23 protein-coding genes and 1 pseudogene are annotated in these 22,093 nt (G+C 65.9%); 5 read left to right on the plus strand and 19 right to left on the minus strand.

Annotated elements, in window-relative coordinates; genetic code table 11:
- Positions 1-27 precede the first annotated feature (27 nt).
- Together scpA and C7455_RS07875 are read right to left on the minus strand one after the other, a co-directional pair.
- Complete coding sequence (scpA, locus tag C7455_RS07870; RefSeq protein ID WP_109667149.1) at positions 28-2,163, minus strand: methylmalonyl-CoA mutase; 2,136 nt, start codon at positions 2,161-2,163, stop codon at positions 28-30.
- Positions 2,132-3,052: a hypothetical protein gene (locus C7455_RS07875; RefSeq protein ID WP_109667151.1), complete on the minus strand. Its 921-nt coding sequence runs from the start codon at positions 3,050-3,052 to the stop codon at positions 2,132-2,134. The genes scpA and C7455_RS07875 overlap by 32 nt, the downstream gene beginning before the upstream one ends.
- Before the next feature lie 158 nt (positions 3,053-3,210).
- Between C7455_RS07875 and C7455_RS07880 the strand changes: the two genes are divergently transcribed.
- Positions 3,211-3,684 (plus strand): DUF4174 domain-containing protein, encoded by a 474-nt coding sequence (locus tag C7455_RS07880; protein WP_245904263.1) that lies wholly within the window; start codon positions 3,211-3,213, stop codon positions 3,682-3,684.
- Positions 3,685-3,729: 45 nt separating this feature from the next.
- Here C7455_RS07880 and C7455_RS07885 read toward each other — a convergent pair whose 3' ends face one another.
- The 8 genes from C7455_RS07885 to C7455_RS07915 all read right to left on the minus strand — a co-directional run bounded on the left by C7455_RS07885 (position 3,730) and on the right by C7455_RS07915 (position 10,090).
- Positions 3,730-5,775 (minus strand): acetyl-CoA carboxylase biotin carboxylase subunit, encoded by a 2,046-nt coding sequence (locus C7455_RS07885; protein WP_109667155.1) that lies wholly within the window; start codon positions 5,773-5,775, stop codon positions 3,730-3,732.
- A 129-nt stretch (positions 5,776-5,904) separates the two neighbouring features.
- Positions 5,905-6,114, minus strand: coding sequence for a hypothetical protein (locus C7455_RS07890; protein ID WP_109667157.1), 210 nt, complete (start codon positions 6,112-6,114; stop codon positions 5,905-5,907).
- 301 nt (positions 6,115-6,415) lie between these two features.
- A complete protein-coding gene (locus C7455_RS07895; protein WP_109667158.1) occupies positions 6,416-6,790 on the minus strand; it encodes a hypothetical protein in 375 nt (124 codons plus the stop codon).
- A gap of 45 nt (positions 6,791-6,835) precedes the next feature.
- Complete coding sequence (locus C7455_RS07900) at positions 6,836-7,189, minus strand: hypothetical protein (protein WP_109667160.1); 354 nt, start codon at positions 7,187-7,189, stop codon at positions 6,836-6,838.
- 132 nt (positions 7,190-7,321) lie between these two features.
- Positions 7,322-7,468 (minus strand): lipoprotein, encoded by a 147-nt coding sequence (locus C7455_RS20115; protein WP_170119030.1) that lies wholly within the window; start codon positions 7,466-7,468, stop codon positions 7,322-7,324.
- Between the two features lie 205 nt (positions 7,469-7,673).
- A complete protein-coding gene (locus C7455_RS07905) occupies positions 7,674-8,087 on the minus strand; it encodes a DUF6497 family protein (RefSeq protein WP_146199955.1) in 414 nt (137 codons plus the stop codon).
- On the minus strand, positions 8,084-8,494 hold the full coding sequence (locus tag C7455_RS07910; protein WP_211315466.1) for a RidA family protein: 411 nt from the start codon (positions 8,492-8,494) through the stop codon (positions 8,084-8,086). The genes C7455_RS07905 and C7455_RS07910 overlap by 4 nt, the downstream gene beginning before the upstream one ends.
- Before the next feature lie 63 nt (positions 8,495-8,557).
- Positions 8,558-10,090, minus strand: a complete 1,533-nt coding sequence (locus C7455_RS07915; RefSeq protein ID WP_109667164.1) for an acyl-CoA carboxylase subunit beta — start codon at positions 10,088-10,090, stop codon at positions 8,558-8,560.
- Between the two features lie 245 nt (positions 10,091-10,335).
- Here C7455_RS07915 and C7455_RS07920 point away from each other — a divergent pair.
- The 4 genes and pseudogenes from C7455_RS07920 to C7455_RS07935 all read left to right on the plus strand — a co-directional run bounded on the left by C7455_RS07920 (position 10,336) and on the right by C7455_RS07935 (position 14,044).
- Positions 10,336-10,700, plus strand: a pseudogene (locus C7455_RS07920) (DMT family protein).
- A 75-nt stretch (positions 10,701-10,775) separates the two neighbouring features.
- Positions 10,776-11,990 (plus strand): multidrug effflux MFS transporter, encoded by a 1,215-nt coding sequence (locus C7455_RS07925; RefSeq protein WP_109667166.1) that lies wholly within the window; start codon positions 10,776-10,778, stop codon positions 11,988-11,990.
- Positions 11,991-12,051: 61 nt separating this feature from the next.
- Positions 12,052-13,446: a helix-turn-helix domain-containing protein gene (locus C7455_RS07930; RefSeq protein ID WP_109667167.1), complete on the plus strand. Its 1,395-nt coding sequence runs from the start codon at positions 12,052-12,054 to the stop codon at positions 13,444-13,446.
- 55 nt (positions 13,447-13,501) lie between these two features.
- Positions 13,502-14,044: an SRPBCC family protein gene (locus tag C7455_RS07935; protein ID WP_109667169.1), complete on the plus strand. Its 543-nt coding sequence runs from the start codon at positions 13,502-13,504 to the stop codon at positions 14,042-14,044.
- Positions 14,045-14,087: 43 nt separating this feature from the next.
- On the opposite strand, the gene C7455_RS07940 is transcribed toward C7455_RS07935, so the two are convergent.
- The 9 genes from C7455_RS07940 to serS form a co-directional block, all read right to left on the minus strand.
- A complete protein-coding gene (locus C7455_RS07940; RefSeq protein ID WP_109667171.1) occupies positions 14,088-14,327 on the minus strand; it encodes an HP1242/YdcH family protein in 240 nt (79 codons plus the stop codon).
- 101 nt (positions 14,328-14,428) lie between these two features.
- Positions 14,429-15,121 (minus strand): HAD family hydrolase, encoded by a 693-nt coding sequence (locus tag C7455_RS07945; protein ID WP_109667173.1) that lies wholly within the window; start codon positions 15,119-15,121, stop codon positions 14,429-14,431.
- A gap of 151 nt (positions 15,122-15,272) precedes the next feature.
- Entirely contained in the window at positions 15,273-16,220 is a 948-nt protein-coding gene (locus C7455_RS07950) for a DMT family transporter (RefSeq protein ID WP_342767624.1), read from the minus strand.
- A gap of 40 nt (positions 16,221-16,260) precedes the next feature.
- Complete coding sequence (locus C7455_RS07955) at positions 16,261-16,866, minus strand: LysE/ArgO family amino acid transporter (protein WP_109667175.1); 606 nt, start codon at positions 16,864-16,866, stop codon at positions 16,261-16,263.
- 263 nt (positions 16,867-17,129) lie between these two features.
- Positions 17,130-18,257, minus strand: a complete 1,128-nt coding sequence (locus tag C7455_RS07960) for a peptidoglycan DD-metalloendopeptidase family protein (RefSeq protein ID WP_245904264.1) — start codon at positions 18,255-18,257, stop codon at positions 17,130-17,132.
- A 155-nt stretch (positions 18,258-18,412) separates the two neighbouring features.
- On the minus strand, positions 18,413-19,063 hold the full coding sequence (locus C7455_RS07965) for a protein-L-isoaspartate(D-aspartate) O-methyltransferase (RefSeq protein ID WP_109667177.1): 651 nt from the start codon (positions 19,061-19,063) through the stop codon (positions 18,413-18,415).
- On the minus strand, positions 19,060-19,845 hold the full coding sequence (gene surE, locus C7455_RS07970) for a 5'/3'-nucleotidase SurE (protein WP_109667179.1): 786 nt from the start codon (positions 19,843-19,845) through the stop codon (positions 19,060-19,062). Before surE ends, C7455_RS07965 begins: the two co-directional genes overlap by 4 nt.
- 138 nt (positions 19,846-19,983) lie before the next feature.
- A complete protein-coding gene (locus tag C7455_RS07975) occupies positions 19,984-20,712 on the minus strand; it encodes a tryptophan-rich sensory protein (RefSeq protein WP_245904265.1) in 729 nt (242 codons plus the stop codon).
- Entirely contained in the window at positions 20,705-21,997 is a 1,293-nt protein-coding gene (serS, locus tag C7455_RS07980; RefSeq protein WP_109667180.1) for a serine--tRNA ligase, read from the minus strand. Before serS ends, C7455_RS07975 begins: the two co-directional genes overlap by 8 nt.
- Between the last annotated feature and the right edge of the window lie 96 nt (positions 21,998-22,093).

Here is a 22,093-nt window from a genome sequence, read left to right on the forward strand (position 1 = left end):
AAAACTGCAGTTTCCCGATCCGTGGCCTCAAGCCGCGCGGGCGGCCCGGATCAGCGACAAGATATCGCGCGCCGCATCGGGGATGTTGGTGCCGGGGCCAAAGATCGCCTTGACCCCTGCCTTGGTCAGGAACTCGTAATCCTGATGCGGGATCACGCCGCCACAGATCACCAAGATATCGCCCGCGCCGCGCGCTTTCAGCACCTCGATCAGACGGGGCGCCAGCGTCTTGTGACCCGCCGCCTGACTGCTGATGCCGATGACATGAACATCATTGTCGATGGCATCTTGCGCCGCTTCCTCGGGCGTCTGGAACAGCGGCCCCACATCGACATCAAAGCCGATATCGGCAAAGGCCGTGGCGATCACCTTGGCGCCCCGATCATGGCCATCTTGCCCCATCTTGACGACCAACATGCGCGGGCGGCGCCCCTCTTCCTCGGCGAATCTCTCCACATCGGCCTGGATGGCGGCAAAGCCCGCATCGCCGTCATAGGCTGCGCCATAGACACCGGCCAACGTCCTGACCTCTGCCCGGTGGCGGCCGAACACCTTTTCCATCGCCATGCTGATTTCTCCCACCGATGCCCGATGGCGCGCGGCCTCGACCGCGGCCTCGAGCAGGTTGCCACCTTCCTTCGCGCGCCGTTCCATCTCGGCCAGTGCCGCTCGACAGGCAGCCTCGTCACGGGTGGCGCGGACGCGGGCCAGCCGGGCGATCTGGCTGTCGCGCACCTTGACGTTGTCGATGTCGAGAATGTCGATCGGGTCCTCGACGTCCTTGCGGTATTTGTTGACGCCGACGATCACATCCTCGCCCCGGTCGATCATCGCCTGACGCCGCGCCGCCGATTCCTCGATCCTCAGTTTGGGCATGCCGCTGGCGACCGCCTTGGTCATGCCGCCCATCTCCTCGACCTCATGCATCAGCGCCCAGGCCTGCTCGATCAGGTCGTTGGTGAGGCTTTCGACGTAGTAGGAGCCTGCCAGCGGATCAACGACGCGCGTCACCCCGGTTTCCTCTTGCAAGATCAACTGGGTATTGCGCGCGATGCGGGCGCTGAACTCGGTCGGCAGCGCGATTGCCTCATCCAGCGCGTTGGTGTGCAGCGATTGCGTGCCGCCCAGAACCGCGCTCATCGCCTCGTAGGCGGTGCGCACCACGTTGTTGTAGGGGTCTTGTTCCTGCAAGCTCACGCCCGAGGTCTGGCAATGCGTGCGCAGCATCTTGGAACGTTCATCTTGCGCGCCGAACTCCGTCATCACCCGGTGCCACAGCGTGCGCGCCGCGCGCAGCTTGGCGATTTCCATGAAGAAATTCATGCCGATGGCGAAGAAAAAGCTCAGCCGCCCCGCGAAATCATCCACATCCATCCCCGCTGCGGTCGCCGCGCGCACATATTCGCGCCCGTCTGCCAGCGTATAGGCCAGTTCTTGCACAAGGTTCGCGCCGGCCTCCTGCATGTGGTAGCCGGAGATGGAAATACTGTTGAATTTCGGCATGTTGGTGGTGGTGTAGCCGATGATGTCCGAGATGATCCGCATGCTCGGCTCGGGCGGGTAGATATAGGTGTTGCGGACCATGAACTCCTTGAGGATGTCGTTCTGGATCGTTCCAGAAAGCACCGCCCTCGCATATCCCTGTTCCTCGCCGGTCACGATGAAATTCGCGAGGATCGGGATCACCGCGCCGTTCATCGTCATCGACACCGACACCTTGTCCAGCGGGATGCCGTCGAACAGGATCTTCATGTCCTCGACGCTGTCGATGGCCACGCCCGCCTTGCCCACATCGCCCTCGACCCGCGGATGGTCGCTGTCATAGCCCCTGTGCGTCGCCAGATCGAAGGCGACCGAAACGCCCTGCTGCCCCGCCGCCAGCGCCTTGCGGTAAAACGCATTGCTTTCCTCGGCGGTGGAAAAGCCCGCGTATTGGCGGATGGTCCACGGCCTACCGGCATACATCGTCGCCTTCACGCCCCGGGTGAAGGGTGCCAAGCCCGGCAGGCTGCCCATATGCGGCAGGCCCGCGGTGTCCTCGGCGGTATAGAGCGGCTTGACCCGGATCCCCTCCAGCGTGTCCCACGAAAGCGTATCCGGATCGCGGCCGCGCAGTTCCTTTGCGGCGAGATCACGCCATGCGGCGTGCGTGTTCTGCGTCATCTGTAGGTCCTCTTCCTTGTCCTGTCGGGCCTGGGGTTCGTGCCCCGACCTCGTCGATATATCGCGCCAGACCACCGGCACCGGCGGTCAGCCAGTCGATGTCTTCGGCGTATTGCGCGCGCATCGCGGCGCGCTGATGCGGGTCAAAGGGCATGAAACGCCCGGCCGCCCCGCGCGCCAACGCAGGATCCGCGCCGATGTCGGCCAGATAGGCGCGCAACTCGGGCAGCCGGACACCGGGGTTGCACCAGCGGTCCGCGCCCTTCAGCGGCACAGACGCCCCGGTCAGATGCGCCAGCAGATCGCCGGGACGGCCGGCCATCGCCTCATGCGTCCAGACGACGATCCGGGCCTGCGGGACGGCCTGTGCCAGATCGGCGATCACATGCCGCCAGCGCCGCGGCTGCGTCACCAGCCGGTCGCACAGCGCCGGATGGGGCAAGGCACCGCCGCGCAGCACCCGCCATCCCAGCACCGAGGCCCAGAACGCATCATGGCACCGGATCGACAGGCCCAAGGTTACATCATGGCCCGCGAAGGCATCGGCAAAGCGCGCTACCCGTCCGCCCGCATCGGGATAGAGCCGTTCTGCCTGCGTGATCAGCCGCATGGTGCCCAGCATGTTCTCTTCGCTGACGATCAGGGTGCTCGCGCCCGCGCGCGCCGCCATCTCGACCTGCAGGGCGACGCGGCCCGCCGCCCGCCCTTCGCGCCGCGGCGGCAGGGCTGGCGCACCGCCGTACAATCCATCGAACAGACCTGCGCGCAGACGCCGCGGCCCCCAATAGGCGATCCCCGCCCGCCGCAGCGCGTCGGCATTGTCACCCAGCGTGCGCTGGAAGGTGGTCGTCGCGGTGCGATGCGCACCAAGGTGAAGCACGATACGCATGGCGCCCTTGTCATCCCGACCCCGGCACGGGGTGCGGCTGCAAGATTGCCGCGCGACCTGTGAAGATCGCGTGAAAGGAAAAAATGCGTGGCACGACATGCCCGAAATGCTTCGCTTTTCCGCGGCGCGTGCCTATATCCGAGACGAACGGAGGAAGAATGCGACACATCGTGCTAGCGTTTACCGCATCGTTGACCCTGACGGGCATGGCTTGGGCACAGTCCATGGCCGTTGCCGCCGCCGAGGCGGGCGATGCCGAGATGGAAATTGTCGATCCGCTGGAGCCGCGGGATGCCCGCGAGCTGACGCTGGAGGAATTCCAGTGGATCGCCCGTCCGATCATCGTCTTCGCCGATACCCCGAATGATCCACGTGTCGCAGAACAATTGCAGCTGCTGGCCGACAGGCCCCAGCCCCTTCTGGATCGTGACGTGGTGATCCTTGTCGACACAGATCCGGAGGCTCGCTCGGCCATCCGCACGGCGCTGCGCCCGCGCGGCTTCTCGCTGGTGGTGATACAAAAAGACGGCGCCATCGGCTTTCGCCGCCCGTCGCCCCGCGATGTGCGCGAGATCACGCGCGGCATCGACAATTTCGCGCTCCGCCAAGAAGAGATCCGGACGGGGCAATGATGCCCCGGTCCATTTCCGATATGCGGCGCGCGGCGGGTCACGGCGTCACTCGAACTCCATGATGATCTCGTCGACGGCCAGGCTGTCGCCCGCCCCGCATTTGATCGCGGCCACAATCCCGCGGCGATCGGCACGCAAGATGTTTTCCATCTTCATCGCCTCGACCGTGCACAGCGTCTGACCCTCCTGCACTTCTTGCCCCACCTCCACGTCGATGCGCACGATCAGGCCCGGCATTGGGCAGAGCAGCAGTTTCGAGGTGTCGGGCGGCTGTTTTTCGGGCATGCGGCGGGCCAGTGCCGCCTGACGCGGGCTGCGCACATGGACCTTGAGATCCGCGCCGCGCGTCCGCAGCCGGAACCCGCCGGGGATCTTGCCAACCTTCAGCACCAGCGCCTCGCCCTCGACCATCAGCCGCGCAAGGCTGTCGCCCGGCGTCCAGTCCGAGGTCACCCGCATCGCCTGTCGATCGGCAAAACGCACGGTCGACCCGTCAGGGTCGGCGGCAATGGTCACGTCGAAATCCGAGCCCTGCAACGTCACCACCCAATCGGTGCCGACGCGGCGTTCGTGGTTGTCCATCCGCCCCGACACCCGCGTGCGCCGGATCTCGGCCACCCTGTGCATCGCCGCCGCAGCCGCCGCAACGCGTGCCAAAGCGTCCGGCGCAAGCGTGGCACCTTCGAACCCGTCGGGATATTCCTCGGCAATGAAGGCTGTGGTGATGTTGCCGCTGGCAAAGCGCGGATGGTCCATCACGGCCGACAAGAAGGGCAGGTTGTGCCCGATCCCTTCCACCTCGAACCCATCGAGCGCCGTGCGCATTGCGGCAATCGCACCGGCCCGGTCGGGCGCCCAGGTGCAGAGCTTGGCGATCATCGGGTCGTAGAACATGCTGATCTCGCCACCCTCGAAGACGCCGGTGTCATTCCTGACCGCCGTGTCGCCCAAGGGCGCTTCGCCCTGCCACTTGCCGGTGTCGTGCAGCGGCCCGGCCTGCACCTCGACCGGCGGGCGGTAGCGCGTCAGCCGTCCGATCGAGGGCAGGAAGTTGCGATAGGGATCTTCGGCGTAAAGCCGGCTTTCCATCGCCCAGCCGGTCAACGTGATGTCGTCTTGCGCAAAGGGCAGCTTTTCGCCCGCCGCGACCCGGATCATCTGCTCCACAAGGTCCACGCCGGTGATCAGCTCCGTCACCGGATGTTCCACCTGCAACCGGGTGTTCATCTCTAGAAAATAGAAATTCCGGTCCCCGTCGACGATGAACTCCACTGTGCCCGCCGATGTGTAGCCCACGGCCTGCGACAGCGCGACAGCCTGTTCGCCCATGGCCTTGCGCGTGGCGGCATCGAGGAAAGGAGAGGGCGCCTCCTCGATCACCTTCTGGTTGCGGCGCTGGATCGAACATTCCCGTTCGCCAAGGTAGACGCAATTGCCATGGCTGTCGGCCAGAACCTGAATCTCGATGTGGCGCGGTTGGGTGACGAATTTCTCGATGAAGATGCGGTCGTCACCGAAGCTCGATTTCGCCTCGTTCTTGGACGCCTGAAAGCCCTCGCGCGCCTCAAGGTCGGTCCAGGCGATGCGCATGCCCTTGCCGCCGCCGCCGGCGCTGGCCTTGATCATCACCGGATAGCCAATCTGATTGGAGATTTTCACCGCCTCGTCGGCATCCGCGATCAGGCCCATGTAGCCCGGCACGGTCGAAACCCCGGCCTCGGCCGCCAGTTTCTTCGACGTGATCTTGTCGCCCATCGCCTCGATCGCGGGGCTGGGCGGGCCGACAAAGGCCACGCCCGCGGCCTCGAGCGCTTGCGCGAATTTCATGTTCTCGGACAAGAAGCCGTAACCCGGATGCACGGCCTCGGCACCCGTGGCCTTGATGGCCGCCATGATCTTGTCGATCACGATGTAGCTCTCGGATGCTGGCGCGGGGCCGATATGCACCGCCTCGTCGGCCATCTTGACATGCAGCGCGTTTCGGTCGGCATCGGAATAGACCGCGACCGTGGCGATCCCCATCTTGCGCGCCGTCTTGATGACACGGCAGGCAATCTCGCCCCGGTTGGCGATCAAGAGCTTCTTGAACATGGTCACTGTCCCTTCCCTGCAGGGCTTGGGCCCTGTTCTGACGCAAAAAAGGCCACCGGGGGTGTTGCACCCCGATGGCCTTGGTCCGTGATTGTCTTTCTCAGCGCGCGGGCGCGCCGGGCGTGATCCTCAGCAGAGGCCCACGTCGTCGCACAACGCGCCCCCGGCTGCCCCAATGAGGATGCCGGTGCCGATGTTGCCATTGAAGGCTGCCGCGGTGACACCACCGGCCGCCGCGCCGAGACCGGCGCGTTCGAGATCGGAGGTGACACAGCCCGACAACGCGAGGGCCGCGGCAAAGAGAGTTGCGGGGATGAAAGTCTTTTGGGTGGCGCGCATTTTGCGTCTGCTCCTGTCGATGTGCCTCGTGTCGGAATATATACAGGCAATTCGCCCGACGCGATAGCAGGGCTTTCCGGACCCATACCCCCATCGGCGGAAAAAGGCGGTCGGCGCAGCAAGCTGGCCGACCGCGTCGAAGGGGAAGGGTAACACGTCTTGTCGATGCCGGTTGTCTTGCAACTGGGGACATCAACCGGCATAGTCAGCATGACACGGATTTCCCGCGACGGAAGGGGAATTTCGCCCCCAAGTCCGCGATGCGCGCGAAACCGCGCACCGGCAAAGGCGAAAGGCGATATCATGCCGATGCGCCTTCCCAGATGCCGCGGCCGTCGAAGGCTTCGGGAAAGGCGGCACGGGCGCGGCGCTCGTCTATGACCAGCAGCGCCTCGTAGCTTGCGGGATCAAACGGATCCTCTGCCGGTACGACCTCGCGTCCAAAGAGCCAGGACAGCCGTCCGGCATCAAGATTGCCACGCTCGAAGGGTTCGGTGCCGAAACACAGCCAAAGCGCCTCCATGAAGGCGGCATCGGCGCGGCGGTCGGCGGGCTTGCGGTCGGCGTAGCGTTCGCGCGCGACCAGTTTCGTCGCGCCCTCCTTTGCCGCTCTGCGGATCGTGAACTGGTAATCCGTGCCGGGAAGACGGCCGGGAAATCCGCGGTGCTTGATCATCGCGGAATTCCCACGCTGGTGGAGGCCTGATGAAGCCTCGCGGTGTCAGGGACGCTGGGTGCCCCCTCGGGTGTCGTTCTGGCCGCCGTCGTTCCGGCCGTCATCCGTGGGCTGACGCCGATCGATGTAGACAGGTGGGCAGATCGCCACATTGGCACCTGCCACGTAGTCCCCTTCGCAGACATCCTCGCAGATCGGGACACGGGCCGGGTAGGTGGCGTTGATCTGCTGCCCCGCAGGCCGGCAGAGGGCTTCGCCGGACTTGTTGAAAAGGGGCGTTGCTGCGGCGCGGCTGGGTGGATTGGGGGCCGCACAGCCGGCGAGGGCAGCAGCAGCGATGGTGAAGACGGCAATCGATTTTCGCGAAAACATGATGGCTTTCTCCCGCTTGAGGCGCATATGCGCGCCTTACAGTGCCGGAGAAGGGCCTTTTTGCCGAGTGGGAATTTCCACCGGTGCACAGCGCCTGCCAGTGTCGCGGGCGACGGGGAGGTCCGGGCAGGCGTTGCCGCCCGCCCGGTCCGGTGGTCTTCAGCGATACTTGTTCGACACCCGATCGTGCGTGATCGGTGCGGGTTCGATGAAGATGATTTCTTCCTGCACGGGCGCCGAAGAGCCGCAAGCTGCAACACCTGCCACAAGGCCCAAGGCAAGAAGCGTTTGGATGAAACGCGACATCTCGCTTTCCTTTCGTATTGGACCATGCCCGAATGCACGCAAACGGCCATGATCAGAGGTACAGCCGCATGGGTACGGCCGCTCCCGAGAATACCGCGAGGCGTGCTTTCTCCACAGGATTTTCCACAGGCCGTGTCTTTCTGTGACCGGCTTGCATCAAATCCGCATCCACCTGAGCGTCGCGCCGCAACATGTTGTGGAAACATCAGAAAAGCTCCCAGATGCAGACCGGCCCTTCGAGCCGGTATTGTTCGAAAAATTGCGGCACCTCCGGTGCGGACACGCCGCGTTCGACCGGGGATGCCATCATCTCGATCACCACCAGATCGGGCGCGGTGGCCAGCGTCGCTGCGGCAGGAACACCCCATGTGCGGCAGGCCCAGTCCATGTCGGTGCGCAGCATGAGCGGGGTATCGAGATCCTCGACGATGGTCGGTGCGAGCAGACGCACCACGACCAGCATCTCGCCCGACCACGGGTTTTCCTCGAACAGCAGCTCCATCAGCGACAGGCTCAGCCCCGAGGGGGCAGCCAACTCGCCAAGGGGCCATGCCTCGGCCATGGAGGTCAGGGGCACCAGCGACAGAAGACCTGCTAGGGGAAGGGTGGGCAGACTCACCGGGCGGCATCCTTTGGCCTGTGGGCGACGCAGTCGATTTCGACCAGCGCCCCCACGGCCAGCGCGGTCACGCCGATGGTGGTGCGGGCCGGCCTGCGGTCTGGCGGGAAAAAGCCCTGGTAGGTCTCGTTGAAGGCTGCATAATCGCGTTCGAATTCCGTCAGATAGGCGCGCATCTGCACGACATGCGATAGATCCAGCCCGACGCCTTTCAGCACGATCTCGAGGTTCTCCATCACGCGGGCCGTCTGCGCCGCCACACCCTCGGGCAGGAGCGCGTCGGGGGCTCTGGGGTCGGTCGGCATCTGGCCGGTTAGCAACACCCAGCCGTCCACCTCCACCGCGTGGGAAAAGGGGGCGACGGGGCGCGGGCCGCCGGTGATCATGTGGAAGATGGGGTCGGTCATGTGGGGCCTCGTGGAGTGGGCACTCTGCCCGCCGTGCAGGGATTGGTGGGCAAATTGCCCAGCCTACAGCGGAATGTTGTCGTGTTTCTTCCACGGCATCTGCTTGCGCTTGGTGCGCAGCTGCGCAAAGGCCCGGCAGACCCGTTTGCGGGTGGAGCGCGGCTGGATCACCTCGTCGATGAAGCCGCGCTCGGCCGCGACAAAGGGATTGGCGAAACGATCCTCGTATTCCTTGGTGTGGGCCGCCGTCTTTTCCGCGTCATTCAGATCGCCCCGGTGGATGATCTCGACCGCGCCCTTGGCGCCCATCACCGCGATCTCCGAGGTCGGCCAGGCGTAGTTGATGTCGCCCCGCAGGTGTTTCGAGGACATCACCACATAGGCCCCGCCATAGGCCTTGCGCGTAATCACGGTGACTTTCGGAACCGTTGCCTCGCCGTAGGCGAAGAGCAGTTTCGCGCCATGCTTGATGACGCCGCTATATTCCTGCCCAGTGCCCGGCAAAAAGCCCGGAACATCCACGAAAGTGAGCAAAGGGATCTCGAAGCAGTCACAAAAGCGAACGAAGCGCGCGGCCTTGCGCGCGCTGTCGATGTCCAGAACCCCCGCCAGCATCATCGGCTGATTGGCCACCACGCCGACCGTTTGCCCCTCCAGCCGGATGAAACCGGTGATGATGTTCTTGGCGAATTCTTCCTGAATCTCGTAGAAATCGCCCTCGTCCGCGACCTTCAGGATCAGTTCCTTCATGTCGTAGGGCTTGTTGGGATTGTCCGGGATCAGCGTGTCGAGGCTTTCCTCGATCCGGTCGGGGCTGTCGTAGAAGGGCCGCACGGGGGGCTTTTCGCGATTGGACAGCGGCAGAAAATCGATCAGGCGGCGCACCTCGGCCAAGGCTTCGACGTCGTTCTCGAAGGCGCCGTCGGCGACGCTGGACTTGCGGGTATGTGTGGTGGCGCCGCCCAGTTCCTCGGCGGTGACGACCTCGTTGGTGACGGTCTTCACCACGTCGGGGCCGGTCACGAACATGTAGGAGCTGTCTTTGACCATGAAGATGAAGTCGGTCATCGCGGGCGAATAGACCGCGCCGCCCGCGCAAGGGCCCATGATGAGACTGATCTGCGGCACCACGCCCGAGGCCTCGATGTTGCGCTGGAACACCTCGCCATAGGCGGCAAGGCTGCTGACGCCTTCCTGAATGCGCGCGCCGCCGGAATCGTTGATACCGATCACGGGCGCGCCGTTCTGCATCGCCATGTCCATGATCTTGCAAATCTTTGCGGCATGCGTTTCCGACACCGATCCGCCCAGAACGGTGAAATCCTGACTGAACACATAGACCATGCGGCCATTGACCGTACCCCAGCCGGTCACCACGCCGTCGCCGCGGGGCTTGGATTTCTCCATCCCGAAATCGGTGCAGCGGTGGGTGACGAACATGTCGTATTCTTCGAAGGAACCTTCATCGAGCAAGAGCTCCAACCGTTCGCGCGCGGTCAGCTTGCCCTTGGCGTGCTGTGCGTCGATGCGGACCTGCCCGCCGCCAAGGCGCGCCTGGTCGCGGCGGTGCTCGAGTTCTTGCAAGATATCCTTCATGCGGCTTCCCCTCCGAATGGTCGTGAGCGCGGCGTTCCCACAGGCGTAGCGCAGGACCGGGCCGATTGTCGCGGACCCTATGGCCGCAGGGGACAGGAGGCGAGTCGGATTGCGCATATTTGCAAAGTAGTTTGCGGATTGCGTGCAATATTTGCAAAATTGCTCAGGGGCTGCGACCTCCCTCTCGCCGGAGGATCGGGGCTGCGCTACACAGGTGTGGCGCCCCCATGTCCCTCAGGTGAACCATGCCGCAGTTTTCCGTTCCGGTCACCACGATCGGCCTTTTGATCTTGTCCAACATCTTCATGACCTTCGCGTGGTACGGGCACCTCAAGTTCAAGACCGCGCCCTTGGTAACGGTGATCTTCATCAGCTGGGGCATCGCCTTTTTCGAATACCTGCTGCAGGTCCCGGCCAACCGGATCGGGCACGGACATTTCTCGGCTGCCGATCGGCTGCCGAGTTGAAAACCATACAGGAGGTCATCACCCTGACCGTTTTCGGCGTGTTTTCCGTGGTCTACCTGCGCGAGCCGCTGGCCTGGAACCACCTAATAGGCTTTGGTCTGATCGCGGCCGGAGCCTTCTTCGTATTCCACCGCTGGACGTGAGCGCACAGACACCCCTGCGTCCGCGCATGCCGCCACCTCTGGACCCGCGCGCCGGTTCGGCCTAGTTCCGTGTGCATGTCAACAATCGAACCGGTGCGGTTCCTCGACCGCGCGACCCCGCCCCATATTTTCACCTTGATCGTTCTGACGGGCCTCGGTGCCTTGTCCATGAACATCTTCCTTCCGTCGCTGCCGCAGATGACCGAGTATTTCGTGACCGATTACCGGCTGATGCAGCTGTCGGTCGCGCTCTATCTTGCGGTGAACGCCGGCCTTCAGATCCTGATCGGTCCGATTTCGGATCGCTATGGGCGGCGGCCCGTCCTGCTGGGGGGGGTGGCGGTGTTTCTGGTGGCCACGCTCGGGTGTCTCTTTGCGCCGAACATCGAGGTCTTCTTGTTCTTCCGGATGATGCAGGCGGTGGTCGTCGTGGGCCTTGTGCTGGGGCGCGCAGTGGTGCGCGACATGTATCCGGCCGATCAGGCCGCCAGCCAGATCGGCTATGTCACCATGGGCATGGCGGTCGTGCCGATGATCGGCCCGGCGCTGGGCGGCGTGCTGGACGAGAGCTTCGGCTGGCAGGCGAATTTCTGGCTGCTGTTCGGGCTGGGCCTTCTGGTTCTGGTGCTGACATGGCGCGATCTGGGCGAGACGGCGCGCCCAGGCTCGGGCAGTTTCGCGGCGCAATTCGCGCAATACCCCGAACTGCTGACCTCGCGCCGGTTCTGGGGCTACTGCCTCTCGGCGGCCTTTGCCTCGGGCGCGTTCTTTGCCTATCTCGGCGGCGCGCCTTTTGTCGGGTCGGAGGTGTTCGGCCTGTCGCCCTCGGCGGTCGGTTTCTACTTCGGGGCGCCTGCGCTGGGATATTTTTTCGGCAACTGGATCTCGGGGCGGTATTCGGTGCGCGCGGGGATCAACGCGATGATCTTGTACGGCGCGATCATCTCGGCCGTCGGGCTGACACTGTCACTGCTGTTTTTCCTGATCGGGCTCAAGACCGCGCTGGTGTTCTTCGGGTTCATGACCTTCGTTGGTCTTGGCAACGGCATGGTTTTGCCCAATGCGACCTCTGGCATGTTGTCGGTGCGTCCGCATCTGGCGGGCACGGCTTCTGGCCTTGGCGGCGCGATCATGATCGGTGGCGGCGCTGCCCTGTCGGCGCTGGCAGGCGCGGTGCTGACCGGCGATGGCGGGGCCTATCCGCTGATCGCGATCATGCTGGTCACATCGGTTCTGGGGGTTCTTGCCATCCTCTACACGATCCGGAGGCAGCGGCAGGTTCAAGGGTAAGGCTTGCAGCGCGGTTTGCAAACATGCACGATGCGCTTGCAAATCTGACGGAGCCGCGCCCATGCCGCCTCAGAAGCTGTACGCCGGTGCCAAGCTGCGCGAGATCCGCACGCGGCTGGGCCTGACGCAAAAGGATTTCGCCGCGCGGCTTGGCGTGTCGCTGCCCTATCTCAACCAGATGGAGAACAACAACCGCCCGGTCTCGACCGCGGTGGTTCTGGGGCTGGCGCAGGAGTTTGGCATCGACGTGACCGAGCTGCGCGCGGGCGACGCCGAACGGCTGGTGTCGGACATGCGCGAGGCGCTGGCCGATCCGGTGTTTTCCGATGGTGCGCCCGGCATGGCGGACCTGCGTCTTGCAGCATCTAACGCGCCCGCACTGGCGCGCGCCTTTCTCGACCTGCACCGGGCCTACCGGCAGACCCATGAACGGCTGGCCAGTCTCGACGAGGCGCTGGGGCAGGACCGCCGTTCCGCCCCCAGCCCGTGGGAGGAGGTGCGCGACTTCTTCCATTATTGCGACAATTACATCGACGCGGTGGACCGTGCGGCCGAACGCTTTGCGGGTCAGGCGACCGGCGATCTGGCCGCCCATACCGAAGCCGTTCTGGCCGCGATGGGCGTCACGCTGCGCTTGGAGGCAGGGCAGGGCGTGCGCGCCTATGATCCGGCCACGCGGATTCTCACCCTCAGCCCGCGCGCCGCGCCCGAGACGCAGCGGTTCCAGCTTTTGCACCAATACGCGCTTTTGGGACAGGCGCAGCTGATCGAGGCGACGCTGGATCTGGCGCGGTTCCAGTCCGACACCTCGCGCGAGATTGCGCGGATCGGGATGGCCAATTACTTCGCGGGCGCGGTGCTGATGCCCTATTCCCGCTTTGCGGGCGCCGCGCGCGAAACGCGGCATGATCTGGAGCGGCTGTCGATCCAGTTCGGCGCCTCGATCGAACAGGTGGCGCACCGGCTGTCGACGCTGCAGCGGCCCGGGGCCAAGGGCATCCCGTTCTTTTTCGCGCGCGTGGATCAGGCGGGCACGGTGACCAAACGCCATTCTGCGACACGGCTGCAATTCGCCCGCTTTGGCGGCGCATGCCCGCTGTGGAACGTGCATCAGGCCTTCGAGACGCCGACGCGGTTTCTGCGCCAACTGGCCGAGACGCCCGACGGGATGCGCTATGTGATCATCGCGCGCGACGTGTCCAAGTCGGGTGGGGCCTGGGGCCTGCCCACGCGGCGTTTTGCCATTTCGCTAGGCTGCGAGGTCAAGCATGCGGGCGATCTGGTCTATGCCGACGGGCTGGATCTGGACCGCGACAGGGCGTTTCAGCCCATCGGGATTTCGTGCCGGATCTGCGAGCGGGCGCAGTGCCACCAGCGCGCGGTGCCGCCGCTCGAGCGGCATCTGGTGGTCGATCCGAACCGGCGCGGCACGCTGCCCTACGAGATCGGGCGTTGACGCCTGCGGCTCCCGCCCCCTAATCCTGAACGCTCACGCACGGAGGAGACCGACCATGGAACTGCACGCAACCCGCACCATCGCGGCAGACCGGATGACAGTCTGGGCGGCGCTCAACGATGCCGAGGTCCTCAAGGCCTGCATTCCGGGCTGCGAAGAATTGACCGGTTCGCCCGAAGAGGGGTTCAGCGCGGTGGTCAAGCAAAAGGTCGGGCCGGTCAAGGCGACCTTCAAGGGCGAGGTGACGCTGTCGGATGTCGTGCCCGGAACCAGCTACACGATCACCGGCGAGGGCAAGGGCGGCGTCGCGGGCTTTGCCAAGGGCGCGGCCAGGATCGTGCTGTCGGATGCCGAGGGTGGTGGCACCGACCTGCAGTACGATGTCGAGGCCAAGGTGGGCGGCAAGATCGCGCAGCTTGGATCGCGGCTGGTGGACAGTTTCGCCACGCGGATGGCCGACCAGTTCTTTGAGCGCTTTCAGGCGCTGCTGGAAGGGCATGACGGCGATGACGGCAGGGCCGAGGACATCGACGGGAATGGGGATGGCGGCGATGGGGATGGTGGCGACGGCGGCGACGGAGACGGCGGGGACGCTTGAGGGGGCAGGGCCGCGCGGCCCCGCCTGCTCGTGATACCGCCGCTCAGACCTTGGCGAGCATTGTCGCGATCTGATCCTTCAGCGCCATGCGTTCCTTGCGCATCTTTTGCTCGGTGAAATCATCCACCGGCTCGATGCCGGTCTCGGAGCGGTGCACCGCGCGGTTGACGTCGTGATAGGCTTCCATCAGACGGGCGAAATGGCTGTCGGTGGTCTTGAGCGCATGGATCTTCTGGACGTCTTGCGGAAATTCCTCGGCCAGTTCGTGGGGAGTGTGGGACATGCGGGCTTCCTTCCATGGGTCCGTGGGATCGCACCGACCCTAGGCCCTGACATGCCGCGCCTACCTTGAGCCAGATCAAGCCCGCAGCGCTTTGCGCCCCGTCATTCCGCCGCCTCGCAGCTGTCGCCGCGCCAGGCCGAGATCAAGGCCTCGGGGCTGAGGACATGGGCGATCGGGGCGCCGGCAAAGGTTTCGGGCTCGGCCTCGGCCAAGCGGCCGGGGAAGGCGAGGGCGGCAAGGCCCGCCGCCCGCGCGGCCTGCATCGCCACGGGGGTATCAACGACCGCCACCGCCCGCGATGGGCCCAGACCCAGCTCGATCAGGGCCGCCTCCATCGCTTCGGGGTCAGGGGCCATGCGGGCGACGTCGTCGCGCAAGATCGCCACGTCAAAGGCCACGCCGCCGCGCGCCCGCGCCGTCGCCACAAGCAGGGCGCGCACCGGATCGACCTCGGACCGGCTGACAAGCGCCAGCCGGACGCCACCGCGCGCCGCCCAGTTCATCACCCGCGCCACGCCGGGGCGCAGCGGCACGCCGCCCGCAAGCATGGTGGCGAAATGATTCTGGTGGGTGCGGTCCAGCAGATCCGCCTCGACCACTTGCCCCAGATGGGCGGCATAGCGCGCCGCCAATTGGCGGTCGCCGCCCGGCCGCATCAACTCTCCATAAGTGTCTTGCGACCAGTTCCAATCGACGCCATGCGCGCGAAAGGCCGCGTTCCATGCCGCGCGATCGAGTTCCGCGACCTCGGCCAAAGTACCGATCCCGCCGAATATCAGGGCTTCCAAAGTCATGCGAACCTCCGCTGTGGTTCATTGACGACCGGAATGGTTAATCGCGTATGACAGAGTGCGGATCGCTGCGTTGCGGCAACGGTCTTTGGTCCCAGCCTGAGCGGGATGGTGGCAGGCTGCATAATTTGCAGGCGAAAGGAAAAAGGTTAACCTAGGCCGTGGGTGCGTCGGGCGGTGGCGTGATCAGCGACTTGCGCCGCGCCTCGCGCCAGGTGACGACGCTGATCGCACCGATGATCATCGCGCCGCCCAGCATGACGAAGACATCCGCCGCTTCGCCGAACACCACCACACCCAAGGTCGTGGCCCAGATCAACTGCAAGAAGGTCACGGGCTGCGTCACGGTCAGCGGCGCCTTGGTGAAGGCCAGCGTCATCGTGTAATGGCCCGCCGTGGCAAAGATCGCCGTGATCGTCAAAAGCCCCAGTTCGCGCCAGCCGATCGGCACCCAGACCATCCACGCATAGGGCAGCAGCAAGATCGGCACCACCACCGAGAGCATGAAGACCACCACCTCGGGCTTGGTGCGGCTGCTCAGCACCTTGGCCATGAAATAGCTGGCCGCCATCGCCACGGCGGTTCCCAGCATGGCGATATGGCCGATATCGATCTCGCGGAAGCCGGGGCGCACGATGACCAGTGTGCCGAGGAAAGCCACCCCAACTGCCCCAATGCGCCAAGGCCCAAGTCGTTCTTTTAGAAGAATGACAGCCAGCAGCATGACGTAGATCGGGTTGAGGTAGTTCAGTGCGGTGACATCCGCGATGGGGATGCGCGTCATGGCGAAGAACCACAATACCACCGAGATGGAATGACATAGACCCCGAATGCCGAAGAGGCCCCAGGTCTTGCGGTCGATGGTGGCCGCGCGCACCGCAGGCCACATCGGGATCAGGAACACCACGCCAAGCGCAAAGCGCAAGAAGGCCGATTGCGCCGCCGGAACCTCTGTGCCGACCATCTTGACGCTGGCGGTGACGACGACAAAGCACAGGCCGGTGACGATCATCCAGATGATCCCGGCGACCGGCTGCGCGGCCTGCGGCGGGACAGGCGCCAAGGCTGCGGCCGGGGACGTGGCTTTGGGGGTGGGGATCATGCGTCAGACATGGCGCAGGCGGCAGGGACTGTCCAGACGCTCAGGCGCCGAGCGCAAGCTTGACCGCCAGAGCCAGCATCGTCGCGCCCACCATGGCATCCAGCGCCCGCCACGCGGCAGGCCGGGCAAAGACAGGGGCAAGCCCGCGCGCGCCATAGCCCAAGGCCACGAAGAACAGGACGGAGGCCGACAGCGCGCCCGCGCCAAAAGCCCAACGCCCCTCGCCATAGGTGGCCGCGACCGCGCCGATCAGCCCGACCGTGTCAAGATAGACATGCGGATTGGCCCATGTCAGCAGTAGGGTCGTGGCGATGGCAGTGCGCAGGCCTTGCCGTGCCGGGCCGACGGCCTCAAGCGCGCCGGTCGTGGTCAAGGCGGCCCGCAGGCTGCGCAGGCCGTAGACCACGAGAAAGGCCGCGCCGCCCCAGCGCATCGCCTCGATCGCCCAAGGGGCGCGTGCTGCAATGGCCCCGAAACCCGCGACGCCGGTGAAGATCAGAACCGCCTCGGAAAGGCAGCAGACGGCCACCACCGCACCGACATGGGCGCGGCGCAACCCTTGGCGTAGGACAAAGGCATTTTGCGCCCCGATGGCGAGGATCAGCGACAGCGACAGGGCAAAGCCTGCGATCAGGGCGGCGGTCATGAGGGCGGTTCCGGTCTGGTGATCCGGTCCGCCTAGCGGGGGCAGGCGGGTCGGTCCAGCGCAAAAACATGCCGATCACGTGACGGCGGTTGATCATCGACCGCGCAAGTCTTGCCGCCGTGATCGCGCGGCGGACGGCCAAGGATCTGAGGGTAGATCTCACCCCCGTGGTCAGGGTTCATCCACCACTTTACCGACCGGTTCCCGCCACGCCGCGCAGGCGTGTCCCAAGGTCATGCGCCGTGGGCAGCGGCGCGCCCTTGTCAGGGCAGGTATTGGGTCGGGTTCACCGCCTCGAACCCGCGTCGCACCTCGAAATGCAGGAACGACGGGTCGCCCGGGCCGACCTCGGCCAGGGTCTGTCCCTGGGTCACGCGGTCACCGCGCGCGACGGAGATGTTGCGGATGTTGGCGTAGACCGTCAGCAGCCCATCTGAATGACGCACGACAAGGATCGGGATCTGGTCGGTGTCCCGCGTGATCGCCGCCACCTCGCCGTCGCCCGCGGCGCGCACGGGAGTTCCCGTCGCGGCCCCGATGTCGATGCCTTCGTTGCCACGGCCATAGGGCCGAATGATGCTGCCCGACACCGGCATGATGAAGCGGGCCGTGGGGGCTGCTGCGGGCGGCGGTGTCGGTGCAGGCGCAGGGGCGGCCGCCGGCGCCGCGGTCTGCGTGCCGCTTGCGGGCGGGGTGCCCTGTTGGATCGGTGCGGGCAGAGGCGTCGCCGAGGAGGGTGGCAGCGGCGCCACCGTGGTGCCGGGGGCTGTACGGGCGGCTTGTGGGGCCTCTTCGATCACCAGCGGGATGATCAGGAATTGCCCTTCGCGGACCGCCAGATCGGGGCCGAGCCCGTTCCATTCCGCCAGCGAGCGCACCGACACGCTGTAGAGCCGCGCGACCGAATAGGCGGTTTCGCCGCGGGCCACGCGGTGGCGCACGGGTTCCGCACCGTCCTGCACCGCCAAGGGTGCAGCGGCAGGGGTCTGGCGGGCCTCGGCGGCGTCGATGGCGCCCGAGGCGATGGCGGCGATGTCGCGCCCTCCGGGTGCGGCAGTGCCACCGGGTGTCACCCGGCGCGGCAAGGCGAGGATTTCATCAGCCCGCAGCACATCGGTGGTCTGCCGTCCGTTGAAGCGGGCCAGTTCATCGGCGTCCACGCCGATGCGCGCGGCGACACCCGCGACCGTGTCGCCGCGACGGGCCACGACGACCTGATAGCTTTCATATGTCAAAAGCCCGTTGGCATCAGGGGCGGGACGGGGGGCAGCCACGCCTGCGCCCCTTGTCGAAATGCGGTCGGGCCGCAGGTCGAAATCGAGGTCGGACGCGACGCAGCCCGCCAGAAACGGCAGGCAAAGGCCAAGGGCGATCAGATGGGCGCGGCGCATCGCTCGGGTCTTCCTCAACATCATGGCCGGACCATGGGCCGGGCATTCACTGGCTACGACCCCGCGGGTCGGGGTTCTTGTCTTGATGCCGCTTCTACATCGAAACCGGGGCATGGATAAACCCCTGCGGCGGCGAATTGCCGATCACAGTTGCCTCAATCGCGCGGCAGGCCGTCGATCAGAGGGACGAAACGCACCGGCATGATCTCGTCATAGTCGAAGCCCGCGCCATCGGCGCGGCGGGTGACCTTGATCAGGCTTTGCACCGCGTCGGACTGGCCGACGGGTAGCACCATGACCCCGCCGAGCTTGAGCTGTTGCAGCAGTGGCCCCGGCGGGTCCTCGGCCGCGGCCGTCACGAGGATCCGGTCGAAGGGGCCTTGATCGGGCAAGCCGAAACTGCCGTCGCCCGTCAGCACGGTGATGTTGGTGAGGCCAAGGGCAGCAAACCGCGCCTCGGCCTCGCGCGTCAGGGTTCGGAAGCGGTCGATGGTGTAGACGCGGCGCGCCAATTCGCCAAGGATCGCGGCCTGATAGCCCGAGCCGGTCCCGATCTCCAGCACGGTGTCGCGCGGCTGGACCGACAGCGCCTGCGTCATCAGCCCCACGACTGAGGGCTGGCTGATCGTCTGGCCCGACGCGATGGGCAGCGGCATGTCCTCGTAGGCGCGGGCGGCGAAATGGCCCTGCACGAACCCGCCACGGTCGATCGCCTCCATCGCCTTGAGCACACGGGTGTCGGTCACGCCTTTCTGGCGCAGCTGGAACAGGAACTGCATCTTGCGCGTGGCGTCCTCGGGGGTCATTCCAGCGCGGCCCTCAAGGTGTCGAGTCTGTCATGCGCGGTCAGATCGGCGCGCATCGGCGTGACCGAGATATAGCCGTCGAGATTGGCATGGGCATCCGAGCCCGGTTCGGTGGCGATGTCCTGCCGCCCGCCCTTGATCCACAGGAACCGGCGGCCATTGGGGGCCAGATGCGGCTCGACGCTGAAATGCGTCCCGCGCCGGTAGCCTTGCGTGGTGACGCGGGTGCCGCGCACCTCGGCGGCGGGCAGGGGTGGGAAGTTCACGTTGTAGAAAACGCGGTAATCGGTCTGATCCCAGTGGCCGTTGTCGAGGAGCTTGCGGATCACCCCCGCGCCATGCTGGCTGGCCGCCTCGAAACTGTCGCTCAGGGTCACGTTGCCGGGGCCGTAGTATTGCGAGAGCGCGATGGCGGGCAGGCCCTGAAGTGCGGCCTCCATCGCGCCACCGATGGTGCCGGAGTAAAGCACGTTCTCGGCCGCGTTGTTGCCCCGGTTCACGCCTGAAAGCACCAGATCGGGCGGGCTGTCCCTGAGCACGTCAAAAAGCCCCGCCAGCACGCAATCGGCGGGCGAGCCTTCGGCGGCGAAGCGGCGGGGGGCGAGTTCCGCGATCATCGTGGGGTGGACGTAGGAAATGCAGTGGCCCACCCCCGATTGCTCGAAAGCGGGGGCAACGGTCCAGACCTCGCCCGTGGGTCCAGCGATCTCGGCAGCGATGGCTTCCAGCACCTTGAGGCCGGGGGCATTGATGCCGTCGTCATTGGTGATGAGGATGCGCATGGGGTCGTCCTGCCGGGTGCGGTTGCGCTCGGGTCTAGCGGCTGGGGGGCGGCGCGGCAAGCGGGCGGGGCCCCCTGATTGGGGGCTCTGCCCCCGGCCTTCGGCCTCCCCTGGGATATTTTTGAAACAGAGAAGGGGTTAGGCGCGGATCTGGCGGGCCGCCAGCGCCAGCATCGCCGCGGCGCCAAGGCCTGCGGCGATACCGAAGGCGGTGGCACCGTTGGTGGCGAGCACGCCGATCAGCGCCCAGCCAACCGCGAGGGGATAGGTGGGCGTGCGCAGGCGAAGCGTAAGGGCGACGGCGAGGGCAAGAGCGATCAGAAGCATGACCCAGCTGACAGCCGCCGGGCTGCCCCAACCGTAACCCATGACCACGGTGCCGGTCGCCACGCAGGACGCGGCGGTGAGCCAGCCGGCATAGAGACCGAGGGGGAGGGCATTCCACGCCCGGTCTCGGGCGGGAGCGCGCAGGAGCGCCCAGAGCGCGCCGCCGAGCATCGCCCAGATCAGGATCGTGGCCATCACCGGGGCGCTCAGCGCGACCGCGATCCAGCTGGCGCCTATGGCGAGGCTGACGAAGGCGCCCCAGCGCCCCGCGTCCCAATCGGCGGCGGTGTCGCGGCGCAACAGGCCGTAGCCCGCGGAGCCGAGCAGCCAGAGGTAGATCACGCCCCAGATCGAGAAGGCATAGCCTGCCGGCTGGATCGGGGGATCGTCGACCGGGATCGGTAGCTGCGCCGGATCAAAGCCGGTGAAGGGCTGTGCCAGAAAGGGCGAGACGACGAAGGCCACGGCAGCCACAAGCACCAGCACCGCCTTGAGCTTGGCGCCGTCTTGCGGGTCGTCGGGGTTTTCCAGATCAGGCAAGGGTTCCCTCGGGCGTGATGCATGTCTTGCCCGCCATATAGGGATGCAGCACCGCCGGGATAACCACCGACCCATCCGCCCGCTGGCCGTTTTCCAGAACCGCGATCAGGCAGCGGCCCACGGCGAGGCCGGAGCCGTTGAGCGTATGGACAAACTCGGGCTTGCCGCCGCCTGTGGGGCGGAACCGCGCGTTCATCCGTCGCGCCTGAAAATCGCCGCAGGTGGAAACCGAGCTGATCTCGCGGTAGGTGTTCTGGCCCGGCAGCCAGGCCTCGATGTCATAGGTGCGCCGCGCGCCGAAGCCCATGTCGCCGGTACACAGCACCATGGTGCGGTAGGGGATGCCGAGATGTTCGAGGATGCCCTCGGCGCAGCGCAACATGCGGGTCTGTTCCGCATCCGAGTGGTCGGGATGGGTGATCGACACCATCTCGACCTTTTCGAACTGATGCTGGCGCAGCATGCCCGCCGTGTCGCGGCCTGCCGATCCGGCCTCGGAGCGGAAGCACAGCGAATGGGCGGTCAGGCGCATGGGCAGGGTGGCTTCGTCAAGGATTTCGCCCGCGACGATGTTGGTCAGCGACACCTCGGAGGTGGGGATGAGCCACCAGCCATTGGTCGTCTCGTAGCTGTCCTCGCCGAACTTCGGCAACTGTCCGGTGCCGAACATGGTTTCCGCGCGGACCAACACCGGGCCGTTCACCTCGGTCAATCCGTTCTCGGTCGTGTGGATGTCGAGCATGAATTGCGCCAGCGCCCGGTGCAGGCGGGCGATGGCGCCTTGCATCACGACAAAGCGTGCGCCCGAGAGTTTCGCCGCCGTCTCGAAATCAAGGCCGGGGGCGGCGCCTGCGATCTCGTAATGTTCCTTGGGCGCAAAGTCGAAGGCGCGCGGCGTGCCCCAGCGGTGCAACTCCACATTGCCCGCCTCGTCCGCGCCATCGGGCACGTCCGGATAGGGCAGGTTGGGGATGGTGGCGAGCAGGTCGCGGAGCGCGCCGTCCTTGGCCTTGGCCTCTTCCTCCAGCCTTGCGATCTCGTCCTTTTTCTCGGTCACCAACGCGCGCAGCCGGTCAAACTCGGCCTCGTCGCCGCGCGCCTTGGCGGCGCCGACCTCCTTGGAGGCGGCGTTGCGGTCGGCCAGCGCGGTTTCCGCGGCCAGGATGCAGGCGCGGCGTGCCTCGTCGAGCGACAGGATGGTGAGGGACTGCGAGGCCATGCCACGGCGGGCGAGGGCGGCGTCGAAGGCGGCGGGATTTTCACGGATGGCGCGGATGTCGTGCATGGGGGCCTCGTCTGGCGCTGTCGTCGGGCGGGGTATGCCAGAGGCGGGCGGAGGGGGGAAGGGGCGCGTGGCGGCGGGCCTGACGCAGACGTGACC

The organism is Roseicyclus mahoneyensis (assembly GCF_003148775.1).
Classification (GTDB): Bacteria; Pseudomonadota; Alphaproteobacteria; order Rhodobacterales; family Rhodobacteraceae; genus Roseicyclus; species Roseicyclus mahoneyensis.

Excerpts from the sequence above, each read along its gene's own strand:
- scpA (WP_109667149.1), bottom strand. The coding sequence starts at position 2,163 with ATGACGCAGAACACGCACGCCGCATGGCGTGATCTCGCCGCAAAGGAA.
- C7455_RS07875 (WP_109667151.1), bottom strand. The coding sequence starts at position 3,052 with ATGCGTATCGTGCTTCACCTTGGTGCGCATCGCACCGCGACGACCACC.
- C7455_RS07880 (WP_245904263.1), top strand. The coding sequence starts at position 3,211 with ATGCGACACATCGTGCTAGCGTTTACCGCATCGTTGACCCTGACGGGC.
- C7455_RS07885 (WP_109667155.1), bottom strand. The coding sequence starts at position 5,775 with ATGTTCAAGAAGCTCTTGATCGCCAACCGGGGCGAGATTGCCTGCCGT.
- C7455_RS07890 (WP_109667157.1), bottom strand. The coding sequence starts at position 6,114 with ATGCGCGCCACCCAAAAGACTTTCATCCCCGCAACTCTCTTTGCCGCG.
- C7455_RS07895 (WP_109667158.1), bottom strand. The coding sequence starts at position 6,790 with ATGATCAAGCACCGCGGATTTCCCGGCCGTCTTCCCGGCACGGATTAC.
- C7455_RS07900 (WP_109667160.1), bottom strand. The coding sequence starts at position 7,189 with ATGCGCCTCAAGCGGGAGAAAGCCATCATGTTTTCGCGAAAATCGATT.
- C7455_RS20115 (WP_170119030.1), bottom strand. The coding sequence starts at position 7,468 with ATGTCGCGTTTCATCCAAACGCTTCTTGCCTTGGGCCTTGTGGCAGGT.
- C7455_RS07910 (WP_211315466.1), bottom strand. The coding sequence starts at position 8,494 with ATGACCGACCCCATCTTCCACATGATCACCGGCGGCCCGCGCCCCGTC.
- C7455_RS07915 (WP_109667164.1), bottom strand. The coding sequence starts at position 10,090 with ATGAAGGATATCTTGCAAGAACTCGAGCACCGCCGCGACCAGGCGCGC.
- C7455_RS07925 (WP_109667166.1), top strand. The coding sequence starts at position 10,776 with ATGTCAACAATCGAACCGGTGCGGTTCCTCGACCGCGCGACCCCGCCC.
- C7455_RS07930 (WP_109667167.1), top strand. The coding sequence starts at position 12,052 with ATGCCGCCTCAGAAGCTGTACGCCGGTGCCAAGCTGCGCGAGATCCGC.
- C7455_RS07935 (WP_109667169.1), top strand. The coding sequence starts at position 13,502 with ATGGAACTGCACGCAACCCGCACCATCGCGGCAGACCGGATGACAGTC.
- C7455_RS07940 (WP_109667171.1), bottom strand. The coding sequence starts at position 14,327 with ATGTCCCACACTCCCCACGAACTGGCCGAGGAATTTCCGCAAGACGTC.
- C7455_RS07945 (WP_109667173.1), bottom strand. The coding sequence starts at position 15,121 with ATGACTTTGGAAGCCCTGATATTCGGCGGGATCGGTACTTTGGCCGAG.
- C7455_RS07950 (WP_342767624.1), bottom strand. The coding sequence starts at position 16,220 with ATGATCCCCACCCCCAAAGCCACGTCCCCGGCCGCAGCCTTGGCGCCT.
- C7455_RS07955 (WP_109667175.1), bottom strand. The coding sequence starts at position 16,866 with ATGACCGCCGCCCTGATCGCAGGCTTTGCCCTGTCGCTGTCGCTGATC.
- C7455_RS07960 (WP_245904264.1), bottom strand. The coding sequence starts at position 18,257 with ATGCGCCGCGCCCATCTGATCGCCCTTGGCCTTTGCCTGCCGTTTCTG.
- C7455_RS07965 (WP_109667177.1), bottom strand. The coding sequence starts at position 19,063 with ATGACCCCCGAGGACGCCACGCGCAAGATGCAGTTCCTGTTCCAGCTG.
- surE (WP_109667179.1), bottom strand. The coding sequence starts at position 19,845 with ATGCGCATCCTCATCACCAATGACGACGGCATCAATGCCCCCGGCCTC.
- serS (WP_109667180.1), bottom strand. The coding sequence starts at position 21,997 with ATGCACGACATCCGCGCCATCCGTGAAAATCCCGCCGCCTTCGACGCC.